The following is a 17705-nucleotide window of genomic DNA, read 5'->3' as shown; positions in this document are numbered from 1 at the left end:
ATCGGCTGATCTCGGGCGGCCCCAAGTCATCGGGGGAACATTCATGAGACGAGCACTCGTGCTCGTCGCCGGGGTCGCGACCACCGTGTCGCTGGCCCTGGCGACCGCGCCTGCCACGGCACACGGGTCCCACCACCCGCCGTCGCCGAAGACCGTCACCGACGGCCTGTTCACCGCCCTGAGCTTCGCCGTCGCGCGCGACGGCACCGCCTACGTGTCCCAGAACTTCGCCGGGCAGCTGATGAAGGTCCCGAGGAAGGGGACGCCGAGCGTCGTCTACGGGTCCGAGAACGGAGCGGAGGTCGGTGGGGTGTCGGTCCGCGGCCGTACGGTGACCTTCGCGGAGACCGGCTTCTCCGGCGATCCCGAGGACCCGGGCGGCTTCACGGGGATCAAGTCGGTCGACCGGCGCGGCAACGTGAAGGTTCTCGCCGACACGGGCGCCTACGAGCTCACGAGGAACCCGGACGGCGACGTCGTCTACGGCGCGCGCGACCTCGACGACGCCTGCATCGCGCAGTGGCCGGCGCCGGACCCGGAGAACCCGGAGTCGGGCCCGCCGCCGGCGCAGTACGGCGGGGACCTGAACCCGCACCCGTACGCCACGCTCGCGGGGCCGTTCGGCACCACGTTCGTCGCCGATGCGGGCGCGAACACCATCCAGCGGATCAGCCGCAGCGGACGCATCAGGACGCTGGCCCTCATGCCGGCGCAGCCGCTGGAGATCACGCCGGAGCTCGCCGGAGCGTTCGGTCTGCCCGAGTGCGCGGTCGGCTTCGACTACTACTTCGACCCGGTCCCGACCGACGTCGAGTGGGGTCCGGACGGATGGTTGTACGTCTCCCTGCTCCCCGGCGGTCCGGAGGACCCGAGCCTCGGGGCGCGGGGCGCGGTCTACAAGGTGAACCCGTGGACCGGGCGCACGCGCAAGGTCGCGAGCGGCTTCTTCGGGGCCACCAACCTGGCCGTCTCGCCGAAGGGCGACATCTACGTCGCCGAGCTGTTCGGCGAGGGGATCTCGGTCGTGAAGCGCGGCTACCGCACGGCGCGGCCGTTCGCCCCGTTGCCGTGGGCGACGGCGGTGGAGTACCGGGCCGGCGCGGTCTGGGCGGCGAACGCACCGGAGCTCGAGGCGTTGTTCTCCGGGGGCGAGCCGACGCCGCAGGGGACGTTGGTGAAGTACCGCGCGAAGCGTCATCACCACCATCCCGGCAAGGGTGACCACGGCAAGGACGATCCCGGCAAGGGCGATCCCGGCAAGGGCGACCCGGGCAAGGGCGACCGCCGGTGAGCTGACGTGACGCCGGTGGGCGGGCTCGGGCCCACCCACCGGCGTCACGCGTGCCTGCGTTCCTGTGGGTGGCCCGGACTATCCTTGGGCCTCGATGACTCTGCACGCCCTGGCCGAGGCCGTGGCGGCCGATCCCACCCTCGCGCACGCGGTTCGAGACCGTCGCGACGGTGTGTCGGCGCTCGACCTGTCCGCCCCACCGTCCCTGCGTCCGTTCCTCGCCGGCGTGCTCGCCGGCGAGGACGCGTTCGTGCTCGCCGTGACCGCGACCGTGCGGGAGGCCGAGCAGCTCGAGACCGAGATCGGCGCACTGGTCGGCCCGGACGAGGTTGCGCTCTACCCCGCCTGGGAGACGCTGCCGCACGAGCGCCTCTCACCCCGCTCGGACACCGTCGGCCGCCGGCTCGCGGTGCTGCGCCGGCTCGTGCACCCCGGGGACACCGCGGCGACCGGCCCGGTGAGGGTCCTGGTGGCCCCGATCCGGTCCGTCCTGCAGCCGCAGGTCCGTGGGCTGGCCGACCTCGAACCGGTCGAGCTGCGCCGCGGGGACGAGATCGCGCTCGACGACGTCGTCCGCCGTCTCGTCGACGCCGCGTACGACCGCGTGGACCTCGTCACCAAGCGCGGGGAGCTCGCCGTGCGCGGCGGCATCGTGGACGTGTTCCCGCCCACGGCGGACCACCCCGTACGGGTCGAGTTCTTCGGCGACGAGGTCGACGAGCTCCGGCACTTCTCCGTCGCCGACCAGCGCTCCACCGACCCGGTCGACCGGATGTGGGCGCCGCCCTGCCGCGAGCTGCTGCTCACCGACGACGTCCGCGGCCGTGCCCGCGACCTCGCCGCAGCGCACCCCGAGCTCGGCGAGATGCTCGACAAGATCGCCGAGGGCCAGGCGGTCGAGGGGATGGAGTCCCTGGCGCCGGTCCTGGTCGACGGGATGGAGCTCCTGGTCGACCTCGTGCCGGACACCGCGACCGTGCTGGTCTGCGACCCCGAGCGGGTCCGGGCGCGAGCGCACGACCTGGTCGCCACGAGCGAGGAGTTCCTCGGCGCGTCCTGGGCGGCCGCCGCGGGTGGCGGGCAGGCGCCGATCGACCTGGGCGCCGCCGCGTACCGCTCGCTGGCCGACGTGCGGCTCCACACCCTGTCGTCCGGTCGTGCGTGGTGGTCGACGTCGCCGTTCCTGGTCGACGAGGAGCTCGGGTCTCGATCCTCGCTCCGCTCGGCCTCGACCAGCGAGGATTCCGTTGGTCGAGGCGCGAGCGGAGCGAGCGATCGAGACCTCGACGAGCGCTTCGACGCGATCGACGTCGACGGGGTCAATCTTCCGTTCGACCCGACCCCTGCCTACCGCGGCGAGATCGAGCGCGCGCTGGTCGACGTCAAGGGCTGGCTCGGCGAGGGCCACCGGGTCGTGCTGCTCGCGCCGGGAGAGGGCCAGGCGGCCCGTGGCGTCGAGGTGCTGGGCGAGCACGACGTGCCCGCGCGCTTCCACTCCGCGCTGGCGGCCGAGGACCTGACCGGGCACGTCGTGCACGTCGCCTGCGGGGACCTCGAGCACGGATTCGTGGCTCGGGGGACGGGTCTGGTGGTGCTGACCCAGGCCGACCTGGTCGGTCAGACCGCTGCCGCGCCGCGCGACGAGCGCACGATGCCGCGGCGCCGCAAGAAGCAGATCGACCCGCTCGAGCTCACGCCCGGCGACCACGTGGTGCACGAGCAGCACGGCGTCGGCCGTTACGTCGAGATGATGCAGCGGCAGGTCCAGGGCGCGACCCGCGAGTACCTCGTGATCGAGTACGCCGCGTCGAAGCGGGGCCAGCCGCCGGACCGCTTGTTCGTGCCGACCGACCAGCTCGACCAGGTCACCCGCTACGTCGGCGGCGAGCAGCCGAGCCTCGACCGGCTCGGCGGCTCCGACTGGAACAAGCGCAAGTCCCGCGCTCGCAAGGCCGTGCGGCAGATCGCCGACGGCCTGATCAAGCTGTACGCCGCGCGCCAGGCGACGAAGGGGCACGCGTTCGCGGCCGACACGCCCTGGCAGCGCGAGCTGGAGGACGCGTTCCCGTTCCACGAGACGCCCGACCAGCTCGTCACCATCGACGAGGTCAAGCGCGACATGGAGCGGCCGGTCCCGATGGACCGCCTGGTCTGCGGCGACGTCGGCTACGGCAAGACCGAGATCGCGGTCCGGGCCGCGTTCAAGGCGATCCAGGACGGCCTGCAGGTGATCGTGCTGGTCCCGACGACGCTGCTCGTCCAGCAGCACTTCGCGACGTTCGCGGAGCGGTACGCCCAGTTCCCCGTGACGATGCGGGCGCTGTCGCGGTTCCAGACCGACAAGGAGGCCAAGCAGGTCCTCGCCGGGCTCGAGGACGGCTCGGTCGACCTCGTCATCGGCACGCACCGTCTCCTGCAGCCCGGCGTGAAGATCCCGAAGCTCGGTCTCGTGATCGTCGACGAGGAGCAGCGCTTCGGCGTCGAGCACAAGGAGGCGCTCAAGCAGCTGCGCGCCGCGGTCGACGTGCTGTCGATGTCGGCGACGCCGATCCCGCGGACGCTCGAGATGGCGGTCACCGGGATCCGGGAGATGTCGACGATCCAGACGCCGCCGGAGGAGCGCCACCCGGTTCTCGGGTTCGTCGGCGCGTACGACGAGCGGCAGGTCGCCGCGGCCCTGCGCCGCGAGCTGTTGCGCGACGGGCAGGCGTTCTTCATCCACAACCGCGTCAGCTCGATGGACAAGGCGGTCAAGCGGCTCTCCGAGCTGGTGCCCGAGGCCCGGATCGCCGCGGCGCACGGTCAGATGGGCGAGCACCGGCTCGAGCAGATCATGGTCGACTTCTGGGAGAAGAAGTACGACGTGCTGGTCTGCACCACGATCGTCGAGTCCGGCCTCGACGTCTCGAACGCCAACACGATGATCGTCGAGCGTGCCGACACTCTCGGCCTCTCGCAGCTGCATCAGCTGCGTGGCCGCGTCGGGCGCTCGCGGGAGCGTGCGTACGCGTACTTCCTCTACCCGCCGGACAAGCCGCTGACCGAGACCGCGCACGAGCGGCTGTCGACGATCGCTCAGCACTCCGAGCTCGGCGGCGGCATGGCGATCGCCATGAAGGACCTCGAGATCCGCGGCGCCGGCAACCTGCTCGGCGGCGAGCAGTCCGGGCACATCGCCGACGTCGGGTTCGACCTGTACGTGCGCCTGGTCGGCGAGGCGGTCGCCGAGTACCGCGGCGATCACGGCGAGGAGACGGCCGAGGTCAAGCTGGAGCTCCCGGTCGACGCGCACCTGCCGCACGACTACGTGCAGAGCGAGCGGCTGCGGCTGGAGATGTACAAGCAGCTCGCCGCCGTCCGCACCGACGCGGAGGTCGACGACGTGCGCGAGGAGCTCGTGGACCGGTACGGCGAGCCGCCGGCGCCGGTCGACGCGCTGCTCGACGTGGCGCGGCTGCGGGTCCGGGCGCGCGACGCCGGTGTCACCGAGCTCACGACCGCGGGCAACAACATCCGGATCACCGGGGTCGACCTGCCCGAGTCGCGCCAGATGCGGCTCAAGCGGGTCTACCCGGGCTCGGTCGTGAAGCCGCAGGTGAAGCTCGTGCTGGTCCCACGGCCCAAGACGAAGCCGGTCGGTGGTCAGCCGCTGCGCGACGCCGAGCTGATGGACTGGTGCCGCACTCTGATCGACACGGTGATCGCGGGCCCGCCCGCGGCCTGACCCGCCGTCGCGCAGATCGCGGCAGCGCTGTGCCGGACCCCTGCCTCGGCCCCCTGCCTCGGACCCCTGCCTCGGACCGCAGTCTCCCCAGCCGGCTACGGAGTCTCCCACTGGGCGCGGATGGTTTCCCGCGCCCGGTGCGGGTCTTCCCAGCCGGCTACGGAGTCTCCCACTGGGCGCGGATGGTTTCCCGCGCCCGGTGCGGGTCTCCGCAGCCGGCTACGGAGTCTCCCACTGGGCGCGGATGGTTTCCCGCGCCCGGTGCGGGTCTCCCCAGCCGGCTACGGAGTCTCCCGGCGCGCGATGCGACGCGGGTGGCGGGTGAGGTTCGGCTTGCATGGGTTGCGTGGTGTTCGGGTACGGCGTTTCGTGGAGAACGATCACGGAACCCATCCGAGGAGGCAGCGATGGCTGACCCGACGACCACCAACACCGGGATCCCGGTCGAGAGCGACGAGCACTCCCTGACCCAGGGCGACCTCGGCTCGATCGCGCTGCACGACCACTACCTGATCGAGAAGATGGCCCAGTTCAACCGGGAACGCGTCCCCGAGCGCGTCGTGCACGCGAAGGGCTCCGGTGCGTTCGGCGAGCTGGAGATCACCGAGGACGTCAGCGCGTTCACGAAGGCGTCGCTGTTCCAGCCGGGTAGGAAGACCGACATGGTCGCCCGGTTCTCCACCGTCGCCGGCGAGCAGGGGAGCCCGGACACCTGGCGCGACCCGCGCGGCTTCGCGCTGAAGTTCTACACCGACGAGGGCAACTACGACATGGTCGGCAACAACACGCCGGTCTTCTTCGTCCGCGACCCGATGAAGTTCCAGGACTTCATCCGCAGCCAGAAGCGTCTGCCCGACTCCGGTCTGCGCGACCACAACATGCAGTGGGACTTCTGGACCCTGTCGCCGGAGTCCGCGCACCAGGTGATCTGGCTCATGGGCGACCGTGGGATCCCCAGGACGTACCGCCACATGGACGGCTTCAGCTCCCACACGTACCAGTGGATCAACGCCGACGGCGACCGGTTCTGGGTGCGCTACCACTTCAAGACCAACCAGGGCGTGGACTTCCTCACGCAGGCCGACGCCGACAGCCTGGCGGGCTCCGACCCGGACCTGCACCGCAAGGACCTGTTCGACGCGATCGCCGCCGGCGACTTCCCGTCGTGGTCGTTCGAGGTGCAGATCATGCCGTTCGAGGAGGCGGCGTCGTACCGCTTCAACCCGTTCGACCTCACCAAGACGATCTCGCAGAAGGACTACCCCCGTCGCAAGGTCGGCACGCTCACGCTGAACAAGAACCCGGAGAACTTCTTCGCGCAGATCGAGCAGGCGGCGTTCGAGCCGAGCAATCTCGTGCCGGGGGTCTACGTCAGCCCGGACAAGATGCTGCTCGGCCGGGTCTTCTCCTACGCGGACACGCACCGCTACCGGATCGGCACGAACTACGCCCAGCTCCCGGTGAACGCCCCCCACGCGCCGGTGCACTCGTACTCCAAGGAGGGCGCGATGCGGTACGCCTGGGCCGACCCGTCGGTGCCGGTGTACGCACCGAACTCCTACGGCGGCCCCGAGGCGGATCCGCAGTACGTCGACGGGAAGGGCTGGCCTGCGGCCGGGGAGCAGATCCGCGCTCCGTACGAGCTCCACCCCGAGGACGACGACTTCGGCCAGGCCGGGACGCTGGTGCGCGAGGTGATGGACGACGCTGCACGGGCACGCCTCGTCAGCAACATCGCAGGTCACCTCGCCGACGGCGTGACCGACGAGGTGCTGGCCCGGGTCTGGACGTACCTCGGCAACGTCGACACGGAGCTGGCCAAGGCCGTCGAGTCCGAGCTGGCGTCGCTGAAGAACGGCGGCTGAGCTGCGGTCGCTGCCCGGGCCGGCGCCGACGCGCAGGCGGTGCCGGTACGCTGAGCGCGGACGGCCGGTGATGCCGGTCACGCCGCCCGCGACTCTCGGAGAGGAACACCGATGCCCCGCTCGGTCCGCACCCGCCGCCTGATCGTCGCAGCCGCTGCGACCCTCGCTCTCGCCGGATGCGGCGCGAACCATCCCGGGGACGCGACGGTGGTCGGGTCGGCGCAGTTCGCGATGAGCGACCTCGACCGCCTCGCGGACGCCGGCTGCCTGTTCCTCGGGACCCAGGCGGCGGCTCAGGGCGCTCAGGCACCGGACCCCGGTTCGGTGCGCAGCCTCGTGGCCGCGCAGGAGATGCAGCTGCAGGCCGCGCGGTCGCTCGCGGCCGAGGACGGCATCGAGCTCGAGCCGTCCGCGTACGCGATCGACCCCGCCCAGGTCACGCAGATCGACGACACGTTCGGCTCCGACGCCGACGACATCCTCGAGCTGCTCGAGAAGGACTACGAGAACGTCGCCCTCCGTTCGGCGATCGGCGAGCAGGAGCTCGGCGTCGACACCACCGCCGAGAACCAGCAGCAGGTGCAGCAGGCCGGCGCCGAGGCGGTCGCGGCCGAGCTCGAGCGGCTCGACCCCGCGGTCGATCCCCGTCTGGGAGTGTCCGACTCCGCGGAGATCGTCGGTGGCACCGGGTCGCTGTCGGTCGCCCAGGTCGCGGCGGACCCGGCGGAGACCGGCGAGCCGTGCCAGGGTGTGGAGCCGACTGAGTGAAGATCCTCGTCACCAGCCCACGGGTCGCTCCGGGCCTGCTGACGTACGCCGCCTGGCGGGCACTGGACGCCGCGACCGACGTGGTCGCGATCGACGAGGACGACCCCACGTACCAGGCCCTGGTGGCGGCCGGGCTGCCCGTCCGGGTCGTGACGGATCCGCTCGTCGCGCAGCCGGACACGGGCGGTGACGCAGGCACCGTGTGGCTGGCGCCGGCCGGGGACGTCGACTGGGCCCGCGACCTCGCGTCCCGCCTGGTCGCCTCCGGAACGCAGACCGACGAGATCGAGGTCGTCTTCGGCTCGTACGACGTCCCCGGTGCTCGCCTGCTCGACCTCGTCGAGGTGATGGACCGGCTGCGGCTCGAGTGCCCGTGGACCCGCGAGCAGACCCACGCCTCGCTGCAGCAGTACCTGCTCGAGGAGGCGTACGAGGTGCTGGACGCGCTCGACCGCGGCGCGACGGACGAGCTGCGCGAGGAGCTCGGCGACCTGCTGATGCAGGTCGTGTTCCATGCCGCGGTCGCGGCCGGTCGCGGCCCCACGGACGACGGTTGGGACATCGACGACGTCGCCGCCGGGATCGTCGAGAAGCTCGTGCGCCGCAACCCGCACGTCTTCGGGGACGTCGACGTGGCTGACGCCGCGGAGGTCGACGCGAACTGGCAGCGGCTGAAAGCCACCGAGAAGCCTCGCGCCTCGGTGCTCGACGGGATCGCCCCGACGTTGCCCGCGCTCGCGTACGCCGACAAGGTCGTCTCCCGGCTCGAGCGCGACGGGGCGCCCGTCTCCGCCGACGGCGACGCGCTCGCCGACCGGCTGCTCGCTCTGGTGCTGCAGGCGCGGGCCGAGGGCCGCGACGCCGAGCAGGAGCTGAGACGGCGCGTGAACGAGCTCGTCGCGGGCCGCTGAGCCGACCCTTCCCGGCGTGGCGCTGCGCGTCGGTCGGCCGGAACGGGTCCACTAGGGTGGGGACGACACAGCCCGTCCTTCCCAAGGAGTCCTAGTGGCAAGCATCGAAGCTGTCGGAGCACGAGAGATCCTCGACTCACGCGGCAACCCCACCGTCGAGGTCGAGATCGCCCTCGACGACGGGACGATCGCGCGCGCCGACGTGCCGTCGGGTGCCTCGACCGGCCAGTTCGAAGCGGTGGAGCTGCGTGACGGCGGTGACCGGTACGGCGGCAAGGGCGTGCAGCAGGCCGTCGACGCGGTCAACGATACGATCCACCCCGAGATCCTCGGCCTGGACGCCGACGAGCAGCGCTACCTCGACCAGACGCTGATCCGGCTCGACACGACCCCGAACAAGGCCCAGCTCGGCGCGAACGCCATCCTCGGTGTGTCGCTCGCCGCAGCCCGAGCCGCGGCGGACTCGGCCGGCCTGCCGCTGTTCCAGTACGTCGGTGGTCCCAACGCTCACGTGCTCCCGGTCCCGATGATGAACATCCTCAACGGCGGTGCGCACGCCGACACCGGGGTCGACATCCAGGAGTTCATGATCGCCCCGATCGGAGCCGACTCGTTCCGTGAGGCGCTGCGCCAGGGCGTCGAGGTCTACCACGCGCTCAAGTCGGTGCTGAAGAAGGAAGGCCTGGCGACCGGTCTCGGCGACGAGGGCGGTTTCGCCCCCGACCTGGCGAACAACCGTGCCGCGCTCGATCTGATCGCGAAGGCCGTCGAGTCGACCGGTCTGAGCCTCGGCACCGACATCGCGCTCGCGCTCGACGTGGCGGCCTCGGAGTTCCACGGCGACGACGGCTACACGTTCGAAGGCTCGGTCCGCACCTCCGAGGACATGTCGGCGTACTACGCCGAGCTCCTCGACGCGTACCCGATCGTCTCGATCGAGGACCCCCTCGACGAGGAGGACTGGGCCGGCTGGAGCGCGCTGACCGCGTCGCTCGGTGCCCGGACCCAGCTCGTGGGCGACGACCTGTTCGTGACGAACTCCGAGCGGCTCCAGCGCGGGATCGACGAGGCGTCGGCGAACGCGCTCCTGGTCAAGGTCAACCAGATCGGCACCCTGACCGAGACCCTGGACGCCGTCGAGCTGGCGCACCGCAACGGTTTCCGCTGCATGATGAGCCACCGCTCGGGGGAGACCGAGGACACGACGATCGCCGACCTCGCCGTCGCGACGAACTGCGGCCAGATCAAGACCGGCGCACCGGCGCGCTCGGAGCGGGTGGCGAAGTACAACCAGCTGCTCCGGATCGAGGAGCTGCTCGACGACGCCGCGACGTACGCCGGTCGTTCGGCGTTCCCGCGCCACCAGGGCTGAGCGGTGCCGCCGACGTCGCGACGGACCTCGACCAGCCGCCCGGCCAACCGGCCGGCGGGGACTCGGTCGCGTCCGTCCGCGGCGTCGTCGGCGAGGCGCACGGCGCCGGAGCAGCAGTCGGCGTCCGCGCCGGAGCGGCGCACGCCACGGTTGACCCGCCGGATGGCGGTGCTGCTCCTCGTCCTGCTCGTGCTCGCGATCTCGTACGCCTCGAGCCTGAAGGCCTGGCTCCAGCAGCGTGACGCCCTCGCGGCGGCTCATGCCCGGATCGACGCCTCGACCGAGGCGATCGCGGAGCTCGAGAAGCAGAAGGCGCGCTACGACGACCCCGAGTTCGTCGAGCAGCAGGCCCGCTCCCGCTTCGGCTGGGTGATGCCGGGCGAGGTCGGGTTCACCGTGCTCGGGGCCGACGGCGAACCGGTCGGTGACGCCCCGGAGCTCACTGCCCCGACGAGTACCGAGGACGAGGGCGGTCCGGTCTGGTGGAACCGGCTCTGGTCGTCGGTCGAGACCGCGGGGGACGTCCCCGGGACGGAGGACGCGCCCACGACGACGAGCGGATCCGGCGGCGTCGTCAAACCCCAGGACCACGAGGAGTGACGTGAACCCCGGTGCCGAGCCCGGCGACCTGTCCCCCCGCGGCGGTGAGCAGGCCGGCGACGCGAGCGGAGTCGCGCAGGCCGACCTGGACGCCATCGCCGGCATGCTCGGCCGTGCCCCGAGGGGTGTCGTCGCGGTCATGAGTCGATGCCCGTCCGGACACCCGAACGTCGTCAAGACGTTGCCGCGGCTGCCCGACGGGACCCCGTTCCCGACGCTGTACTACGTGGTCTGCGACCGGCTGAACGGCCGGATCGGGACGCTCGAGGCGTCCGGCCTGATGCGCGAGATGAGTGAGCGTCTCGAGACCGACGCGGCGCTGGCCGCGGACTACCGTGCGGCTCACGACCGCTATCTCGCCGAGCGTCGCGCGCTCGGTGCCGTGCCGGAGATCGACCACGTCACCGCCGGCGGGATGCCCGACCGCGTGAAGTGCCTGCACGTGCTCGTCGGGCAGTCCCTCGCGAGCGGTCCGGGCGTGAACCCTCTGGGCGACGAGGCGGTCGCGTACCTCGGGGACTGGTGGTCGGGCACCCCGTGCGCTCCGGCGGCTGACGGACCTGGGAGCGCCGGATGACCCGGGTGGCCGCGATCGACTGCGGCACGAACTCGATCCGGCTCCTGATCGCCGACCTGGGCGACGACGGTACCGCCCAGGACGTCGTCCGCCGGATGGAGATCGTCCGGCTCGGCTACGGCGTGGACCGCACCGGGCGCCTCGACGACGCTGCCCTCGACCGGACCTTCGCCGCGTGCGACGCCTACGCAGCCCAGATCTCCGAGTACGGCGCCGAGCGGTTGCGGTTCGTCGCGACGTCGGCCACCCGTGACGCCTCCAACGCCGCTGACTTCGCGGCGGGCGTGCAGGAGCGGCTCGGCGTGGCGCCCGACGTCGCCTCGGGCGCGGAGGAGGCGGCGCTGTCGTTCGCGGGCGCCGCGCGTGACCTGCCCGACGTGGATCAGCCGGTGCTCGTGATCGATCTCGGCGGCGGCTCGACGGAGCTGATCGTCGGTCGTGACGGCCGGGCCGAGGGCGCGTTGTCGCTGGACGTCGGTTCGGTCCGGATGACCGAGCGGCACCTGCGCGACGACCCTCCGACGCTGGGGGAGATCGAGTCCTGCGCCGCCGACGTCGACGCTGCGCTCGACGGCGTCGAGCTGGAGCTGGGCGCGGTCCGGACGGTCGTCGGCGTCGCCGGCACCATCACCACGGTCGCGGCCGCCGCCCTGGACCTCGCGGAGTACGACTCCGAGCGGATCCACCACGCGCGCCTGTCGGTGTCGCGGGTCCGGCAGGTCGGGGCGCAGATCCTCGCCGCCACGGTCGAGCAGCGGCGATCCTGGCCGTACATGCACCCCGGCCGGGCCGACGTGATCGGTGGCGGTGCGCTCGTGCTCGACCGCGTCCTCGAGCGGACCGGCGTCGCCGAGATGATCGTGTCCGAGCACGACATCCTCGACGGGATCGCCTGGTCCCTCCTCTGACCGCGAGACGCCCGTGGCGGGGCCGCGATTTGCCCGTGGCGGGGGTCGCGAGGTCAGGCGCCGATGACGGTCGGGCCGCGCGACGCCCAGACCGCGCCGAGGATCCCGTCGAGCACGTGCGCCCGGTCGAACTGCAGCGCGTACGAGCGTGCCGCCTCCCGCCGCTGCGTCCGATCGTCGGGTCCGCTGCGCAGCACGAGGTCGTCGAGCGCCGCAGCGATCGCGTCGGGATCCTCGACACCGACGATCGTCGCGTGGTCGCCCACCGCCTCGCCGATCCCGCCGGTCAGCGTGGTGATCACGCCGCCCGCGCCGGCGAGCATCGCCTCGGTGAGCGCGATCCCGAACGTCTCGACGAACTCGGGGCGCGGCTTGCTGGGCAGCACGAACGCCGCGCTCCCCGCCATCAGGTACGGCTTCTCGTCGTCGTCCACGTCGTCGAGGAACGTGATCCGGTCCGCTGCCGGCGACGCCGCCGCGTACGCCCGCAGCTCGGCCGCCTCGGGCCCGCGACCTGCGATCACCAGGCGTGTCGTCGCCGCCGTCCCGCTGCGCGCGAACCCGTCGATCAGGTCGTCGACACCCTTCGCCGCGGCGAGCCGGGACAGGAAGAACACGTACCCGTCCCGCTCGAGACCCCGAGCCGCGAGCGCGGCGTCGACGTCGGCCGGATCGAGGTCGGTGTACGCGCGGGTGTCGATGGCGGGGTAGGAGATCCGGATCCGCTGGGCGCACCGGCTCGCGTACCGCGTGCCGTGCCGTGCGTCGACCTCACGGGCGCACTCGAGCACGAGGTCGCGGGTGTACTCCGAGACGGCGAGGCACACGTCGTTGGCGAGGTACGTCGACAGCACCTGCGCCGCGGCGCCGAACCGGTCGGCCTCGATGCAGCCGCGCACGACGTTCGTCACGTCGGAGCCGACCGCCTCGGCGACGGTCGTGACGTCGACCGGCAGACCGGTGGACCGTGCGATCCGGACGGCGTCGGTGACCGCGAACGTGTGCGGGCTGAGGTAGAGCGACATCGCCACGGTCGGCACTCCGTCGGTGAACAGCTCGACCAGTCGTCCGGTCAGCCCGGCGAGGTAGCGTCCGTCGGGAACCCGCGCGTCTCCCACGGGGTCGGGGCGCTCCACGGTGATGCCCGGGGAGTACGGCATCACCGTCTCGAGCGGCTTGAGCGGCAGGCCCGCAGCCTCGAGACGCTCGATCGGCCAGGTGACGATCCGGACGTCGGTGAAGCCCCGCACGAGGGCGGCCTCGGCGAGGTTGCGGGCCTCGCCGGAGTGTCCGCAGATCACCGGGTCGGCACGGACGACGATGACGAGACGGTACGGGTGGGTGTTCATCGCGTTCCTCCGTGGGTGTGGGTGGTGTGCGGCGGGTCTCAGGTGGCGCGGCAGGTCAGAGCGGCACGTCGGCCGAGGGGCCGACGACGTCCTCGCGTCGGGTCCCGGCCGGGAACGACGGCGGTCGGTGCTCGGGTGCCTGGCCCCACCGGCTCGGCTCGGGTCCGAGCTCGATCAGGAGCCGGCCACCGCGGTGCAGCCGCGCCCCGTCCAGCCAGGTGCGCTCCAGGGGACGGCCGTCGAGGTAGGCCTCCTGGACGTACTGCGGGGGCGTGTCCGGGCCGGGCTCGGCGAACCCGGTCGTCTCGATCTCGAGGTCGGCGCCGGCGAGGTGGATCGTCGCGGCCTCGAAGGCGGGTGCGCTCACCAGGAACAGACTCTGCCCGGCCACCGGGAACAACCCGAGCGACGCCCACACGTACCACGACGACAGCCCGCCGGAGTCGTCGTTCCCCGCGAGCCCGCCCGCGCCCGTACCGAAGCACTGGTGCACGGCGGCGTGGACGACCTCGGCGGTACGGTCCGGACGCCCGGCGTAGTGGTACGCCCAGGGTGCCTCCATGTCGGGCTCGTTGTTCAGGCCCTCGAACCGCGCCAGCGCGTAGCCCGCCGCCATCTCCTCGACGCCCGGACGCGGCCCCGGCTGGACGACCGGCGCCGCGCCGTACCCGAAGAACCGGTCGAGCATCGCGACGAACGCGTCGTCTCCGCCGACCAGGGCGATCCGGGCGGCCATGTCGTGCAGCAGGCGGAACGAGTAGTTCCACTTGCCGCCTTCGTAGTACGTGGAGTCGAGCAGCAGCCCGGTCGTCGGGTCGAACGCGTTCGTCCAGCCCCCGGCGTACTGCGCGAGCTCGGCCGCGAGCGTCTTGTCGCCGACGTGCTCTGCGACGAGCTGGGTGCACCAGTAGCCGAACGCGAGGTCGAGGGTGTGGCTGACGGGGTGGGCGAGGCCGCGCAGCAGGTAGTCCTCGCCGTACGCCCGCCGCAGGTCGTTGTGCATGTGCACGAGGGCCCAGTCCCAGTCCATCCCCGGCAGCCCGAGGGTGCAGAGGTCGGCGAGGAAGGTCTGGGCGAGGGCGCTCGCCTGGCGCGAGAACACGTCGGCGCCGCGGGCCATCCTGTAGCCGATCGGGAGGTTGCCCTCCTCCTCGCAGACGTGGATCAGCGCGGTCGCCAGCTCGACGGCCCGTTGGGGTGCCAGCGTCGTGAGCAGCGGGAGCTGGGTGCGGTAGATGTCCCACATCGTGCAGACGTCGAACGCGAACGGTCCGTCCGACGGCCGGAACGGGCTCTCGTCCGGCGCGAGGCACGGCTTGATCAGGGCGTGGTACAGCGCGGTCTCGAACACCGTCGTCCGGTCGGGATCGGCGCAGGTCACGTCGATCCGCCCGAGGTGGTCGTCCCACGCGCGGGTGGTCTCCTCGCGGCGCCGGGTGTACGAGGTGCGGCTGGGGCCGCAGTCGGCGACGAGGTTCGCCTGGGCCTGCTCGGAGCCGCGCAGCGAGAACCCGAGCCGCACCTCGACGGTCTGCTCGGCGGTGGTCGGCCCCGCCCACATCACACCGAACGGGCGCAGCGTCGTCGCGCGGATGTCGTCGAAGTCGAGCCGGCTGCCTCCCGCCATCAGCCGGCGGTCGTACCAGAGCATCTGCCGCCACCGCTGCGCGTCGCACTCCACGTGGACCGCGAGGGGTGCGCCCTCGACCACGAGCTCCCCGCGCGCCTCGCCCGGCTCGACGGTCTCCAGGTGGGCGCGCAGCGGCACGGTCGCGCCGTACGGGATGGAGAGCCCGCCGAGGGAGAGGTCGATGACGATCCGGGCGTCGTGGTGCGCGGGGAACGTGTAGCGGTGCACGGCGCTCTTCGGGCCGACGGTGATCTCGCACCGCACCCCGGACTCCAGCGTCGTCTCGTACCAGCCCGCGCCGGCGCGCTCGTCGTGCAGCGTCCAGGTCCGTCCGAGCGCGTCCAGCGGCTCGAGCATCGGGGTGACCCGGAGGTAGTTGTAGTACTTGCGGATCGCGCCGGTCCCGGACTGCTGGAAGTGGGTGAAGCCGGATGCGGCCTGGTCGTCGAGGAACGCGACCGGCACGCCCTCCGTACTGAGGTCGTAGCGGCCGTAGCCGGTCGGGTACGCCCCGGAGTACGCACAGGCGGAGACCATCCCGAGCGGGTAGCAGGCGCCGGGATGGGTGTTGCCGACCTGCGGCTTCGGCCACCACCAGGTGGCGGCGATCCCGGTGCGCCCGGGCAGCGCGGTGGCCTCGGTCCCGATGAAGGGGTCGACGCTCATCGGCACCTCCTCCCGGTGCTCGTTTCCAGGACGGTACGGACGGCAGGTGTCGGCAGGGTTTCGGGCGGGTGACAGCTCCGTCCCGTCCCCGATTCGTCGAGTTCGGGCGTGATCGTGGCCTCCGATTCACGCCGCAACTCGACGAATCGCGCTCGGGGCGCGTGGCTAGGCTGGTGGTGTGGCTGCTCGGACCGGATTCACCTCGCCCGTGACGCCGGGGTCGGGATGGCCGGACGACCCGGCGACCGCCCGTACGCCCGTCGCCGCCGACGCCGATGCGGTCGCGCGGCTGAGCGACGTCGGCCGTGACCTGGCCGAGCTCGACGCCCGCGTCTCGGTGTGCCGTGCCTGCCCGCGGCTGGTCGACTGGCGCGAGGACGTCGCGGTGACGAAGCGGCGCGCGTTCGCGGACGAGTCCTACTGGGGCCGCCCGATCCCGGGCTGGGGCGACGCCGCACCGCGGTTCCTGGTCGTCGGCCTGGCGCCGGCGGCGCACGGCGGCAACCGGACCGGCCGGATCTTCACCGGGGACCGGTCCGGCGACTGGCTCTTCGCCTCGCTGCACCGGGTCGGCCTCGCAGTGCAGGAGACCAGTACGCACGCCGGCGACGGGCAGCGGCTGCTCGGTGGCCGTATGGTCGCGGCGGTACGGTGCGCTCCGCCGGCGAACAAACCGACCGTCGCTGAACGGGACACCTGTGCACCCTGGTTGGAGGAGGAGATCCGTCTGGTCGAGCCGTCGGTGCGGGCGATCGTGGCGCTGGGGGCGTACGGCTGGGAGGCCACCCTGCGGACGTTCGCCTCGCTCGGCGTCGACGTCGGGCGGCCGCGTCCGCGGTTCGGCCACGGGGCGGAGACAACACTCCCGAAACGTTCGGGCGGTACGGTCACCCTCCTCGGGTGTTTCCACCCGAGCCAGCAGAACACGTTCACAGGGCGGCTGACCGAGCCGATGCTCGACGCCGTCATGACACGCGCGAAGGAGGTCAGTGATGACTGAGGACACCACCATCCGCACCGACGCCCCGGGCGTCGCGGGGCGGCTCGTCGAGCTGCTCACGCAGGTCTACGGTGCGGCGCCCCCGGTGACGGTGACCGCCTGGGACGGGTCCCGGGTCGAGGCCGACAGCGTGTCGGGGATCACCATCCACGTCGAGTCGCGTCGTACGGTGCGGCGCCTGGTGTGGTCGCCCGGGCAGGAGGGGATCGCCAAGGCGTACATCGCCGGCGAGCTCACCGTCGAGGGTGACCTGGAGACCGCCGTCCGGCTGATGCGGGACTACGTCGACCATGCGTCGGCGAAGCAGTCGCTGGAGGCGGCAGATCGGCGCGAGGTGCTGCGCCTGACGGTCCAGCTGGGTGCGGTCGGCCCCGCGCTGCGATCGCCGTCGGAGCCGCTGGACGCGGTGACCGGCTACCTCGACGTGCCCGCGCAGATCCGCAGCGAGCTCCCGACCGGCCTCGCGGACGCGATCGTCGGTCCGCAGCCCGCGAGCGGGGACGCCCGGACCGAGGTCGTCTACACCCACCCGGACCCGCTCAGCGCGGCGGTCGCGCGGTGGGAGAGCGAACACCTCGTCGTCGACGCGGTGCGCGAGATCGGTGCGTCCGAGCGGACCCGGCTGCGCGAGATCGGCCGGCGTCTCGACCGGCATCTCGCCGCGGTCGTCGCAGAGGTCGGCGAGCAGCACGCGCGGATGTGGAAGGTCTCGCTCGTGCTCGTCGGCGACAACCTCGAGCGCGGGCTGGTCCGGGCCTACGAGATCACGGGGACGACGGCGCTGGACTGATCCGGTCGGCCTCCGTCGCCGGTCGGTCGTAGAAGCCTCGCTACCTCGCGACCAGTCGACCGGTCGTGGCGTACGCGGTGGAGCACGAGCTGCCCGGCCTTCGGCGCGCCGTCGACCAGCTCCGAGTCCGTCTCGGCGACGACGGTGGTGCGTCACAATGACGTGCACGCTCCCGTAGCCCAACCGGCAGAGGCGGACGGCTTAAAACCGTCACAGTGTGGGTTCGACCCCCACCGGGAGCACGCGGCCCGCGT

13 protein-coding genes and 1 tRNA gene are annotated in these 17705 nt (G+C 72.2%); 12 read left to right on the top strand and 2 right to left on the bottom strand.

Annotated features, from left to right (window positions below; genetic code table 11):
• Nucleotides 1-43: 43 nt before the first annotated feature.
• The 9 genes from CLV56_RS05285 to CLV56_RS05245 all read left to right on the top strand — a co-directional run bounded on the left by CLV56_RS05285 (nt 44) and on the right by CLV56_RS05245 (nt 12016).
• The gene (locus CLV56_RS05285) at nt 44-1291 is read left to right on the top strand and encodes a ScyD/ScyE family protein (protein ID WP_100414497.1); all 1248 of its coding nucleotides are present in this window, start codon (nt 44-46) and stop codon (nt 1289-1291) included.
• A 94-nt stretch (nt 1292-1385) separates the two neighbouring features.
• Complete coding sequence (gene mfd / locus CLV56_RS05280; RefSeq protein WP_039349463.1) at nt 1386-5015, top strand: transcription-repair coupling factor; 3630 nt, start codon at nt 1386-1388, stop codon at nt 5013-5015.
• Nucleotides 5016-5422: 407 nt separating this feature from the next.
• The gene (locus tag CLV56_RS05275) at nt 5423-6880 is read left to right on the top strand and encodes a catalase (protein ID WP_039349460.1); all 1458 of its coding nucleotides are present in this window, start codon (nt 5423-5425) and stop codon (nt 6878-6880) included.
• A gap of 111 nt (nt 6881-6991) precedes the next feature.
• On the top strand, nt 6992-7648 hold the full coding sequence (locus CLV56_RS05270) for a hypothetical protein (protein WP_039349457.1): 657 nt from the start codon (nt 6992-6994) through the stop codon (nt 7646-7648).
• On the top strand, nt 7645-8559 hold the full coding sequence (locus tag CLV56_RS21185) for a nucleoside triphosphate pyrophosphohydrolase (protein WP_039349454.1): 915 nt from the start codon (nt 7645-7647) through the stop codon (nt 8557-8559). The genes CLV56_RS05270 and CLV56_RS21185 overlap by 4 nt, the downstream gene beginning before the upstream one ends.
• Nucleotides 8560-8653: 94 nt before the next feature.
• Entirely contained in the window at nt 8654-9931 is a 1278-nt protein-coding gene (eno, locus tag CLV56_RS05260) for a phosphopyruvate hydratase (protein WP_039349452.1), read from the top strand.
• Between the two features lie 162 nt (nt 9932-10093).
• Nucleotides 10094-10531, top strand: coding sequence for an FtsB family cell division protein (locus tag CLV56_RS05255; protein WP_100414496.1), 438 nt, complete (start codon nt 10094-10096; stop codon nt 10529-10531).
• A 103-nt stretch (nt 10532-10634) separates the two neighbouring features.
• Nucleotides 10635-11108 (top strand): DUF501 domain-containing protein, encoded by a 474-nt coding sequence (locus tag CLV56_RS05250; RefSeq protein WP_100415044.1) that lies wholly within the window; start codon nt 10635-10637, stop codon nt 11106-11108.
• Complete coding sequence (locus CLV56_RS05245; protein WP_039349448.1) at nt 11105-12016, top strand: Ppx/GppA phosphatase family protein; 912 nt, start codon at nt 11105-11107, stop codon at nt 12014-12016. Before CLV56_RS05250 ends, CLV56_RS05245 begins: the two co-directional genes overlap by 4 nt.
• A gap of 53 nt (nt 12017-12069) precedes the next feature.
• Here the strand turns inward: CLV56_RS05245 and CLV56_RS05240 are convergent, their stop codons facing one another.
• Together CLV56_RS05240 and CLV56_RS05235 are read right to left on the bottom strand one after the other, a co-directional pair.
• The gene (locus CLV56_RS05240; RefSeq protein WP_039349445.1) at nt 12070-13365 is read right to left on the bottom strand and encodes a glycosyltransferase; all 1296 of its coding nucleotides are present in this window, start codon (nt 13363-13365) and stop codon (nt 12070-12072) included.
• A 55-nt stretch (nt 13366-13420) separates the two neighbouring features.
• On the bottom strand, nt 13421-15661 hold the full coding sequence (locus tag CLV56_RS05235; protein WP_039349442.1) for a glycoside hydrolase domain-containing protein: 2241 nt from the start codon (nt 15659-15661) through the stop codon (nt 13421-13423).
• Between the two features lie 178 nt (nt 15662-15839).
• Between CLV56_RS05235 and CLV56_RS05230 the strand changes: the two genes are divergently transcribed.
• The 3 genes from CLV56_RS05230 (at nt 15840) to CLV56_RS05220 (ending at nt 17693) form a co-directional block, all read left to right on the top strand.
• Nucleotides 15840-16661, top strand: a complete 822-nt coding sequence (locus CLV56_RS05230; protein ID WP_039349439.1) for a uracil-DNA glycosylase — start codon at nt 15840-15842, stop codon at nt 16659-16661.
• Nucleotides 16654-17451, top strand: a complete 798-nt coding sequence (locus tag CLV56_RS05225; protein ID WP_039349436.1) for a hypothetical protein — start codon at nt 16654-16656, stop codon at nt 17449-17451. The genes CLV56_RS05230 and CLV56_RS05225 overlap by 8 nt, the downstream gene beginning before the upstream one ends.
• 168 nt (nt 17452-17619) lie before the next feature.
• Nucleotides 17620-17693, top strand: a tRNA-Leu gene (locus CLV56_RS05220).
• Nucleotides 17694-17705 lie beyond the last annotated feature (12 nt).

The organism is Mumia flava (assembly GCF_002797495.1).
GTDB lineage: Bacteria > Actinomycetota > Actinomycetes > Propionibacteriales > Nocardioidaceae > Mumia > Mumia flava.
The sequence above is the reverse complement of the archived record's forward strand: the minus strand, read 5'-3'. Positions and strand labels throughout refer to the sequence as shown.

Bases quoted from the DNA above. Each gene is read 5' to 3' on its own strand.
- CLV56_RS05255 (WP_100414496.1), top strand. From the start codon at position 10,094: ATGGCGGTGCTGCTCCTCGTCCTGCTCGTGCTCGCGATCTCGTACGCC.
- CLV56_RS05245 (WP_039349448.1), top strand. From the start codon at position 11,105: ATGACCCGGGTGGCCGCGATCGACTGCGGCACGAACTCGATCCGGCTC.
- CLV56_RS05240 (WP_039349445.1), bottom strand. From the start codon at position 13,365: ATGAACACCCACCCGTACCGTCTCGTCATCGTCGTCCGTGCCGACCCG.
- CLV56_RS05225 (WP_039349436.1), top strand. From the start codon at position 16,654: ATGACTGAGGACACCACCATCCGCACCGACGCCCCGGGCGTCGCGGGG.
- CLV56_RS05270 (WP_039349457.1), top strand. From the start codon at position 6,992: ATGCCCCGCTCGGTCCGCACCCGCCGCCTGATCGTCGCAGCCGCTGCG.
- CLV56_RS05235 (WP_039349442.1), bottom strand. From the start codon at position 15,661: ATGAGCGTCGACCCCTTCATCGGGACCGAGGCCACCGCGCTGCCCGGG.
- CLV56_RS05250 (WP_100415044.1), top strand. From the start codon at position 10,635: ATGCTCGGCCGTGCCCCGAGGGGTGTCGTCGCGGTCATGAGTCGATGC.
- mfd (WP_039349463.1), top strand. From the start codon at position 1,386: ATGACTCTGCACGCCCTGGCCGAGGCCGTGGCGGCCGATCCCACCCTC.
- CLV56_RS05275 (WP_039349460.1), top strand. From the start codon at position 5,423: ATGGCTGACCCGACGACCACCAACACCGGGATCCCGGTCGAGAGCGAC.
- CLV56_RS05285 (WP_100414497.1), top strand. From the start codon at position 44: ATGAGACGAGCACTCGTGCTCGTCGCCGGGGTCGCGACCACCGTGTCG.